Here is a 280-nt window from a genome sequence, read left to right as displayed (position 1 = left end):
CGCCCTCTCCATCGGCGGCAACCACCTCATCCACGCCCTGCGCCGCAACGTCAACCTCAAGATCCTCCTCTTCAACAACCGCATCTACGGCCTCACCAAAGGCCAGTACTCCCCCACCTCGGAACTCGGCAAGATCACCAAATCCACGCCGATGGGCTCCCTCGACGCCCCCTTCAACCCCGTCTCCCTCGCCATCGGCGCCGAAGCCTCCTTCGTCGCCCGCACCGTCGACTCCGACCGCAAACACCTCACCGAGGTCCTGCGCCAGGCCGCCGACCAC

General features: G+C 66.1%; 1 protein-coding gene. It reads left to right on the top strand.

Going from position 1 to position 280, the window contains the following annotated elements; all coding sequences use genetic code 11:
* A partial coding sequence (locus IF28_RS0135890) for a thiamine pyrophosphate-dependent enzyme (RefSeq protein WP_030229660.1) occupies positions 1 to 280 on the top strand: 280 nt, incomplete at both ends.

Source organism: Streptomyces sp. NRRL WC-3626, from assembly GCF_000718785.1.
GTDB classification, from domain to species: Bacteria; Actinomycetota; Actinomycetes; order Streptomycetales; family Streptomycetaceae; genus Streptomyces; species Streptomyces edwardsiae.
The sequence above is the reverse complement of the archived record's forward strand: the minus strand, read 5'-3'. Positions and strand labels throughout refer to the sequence as shown.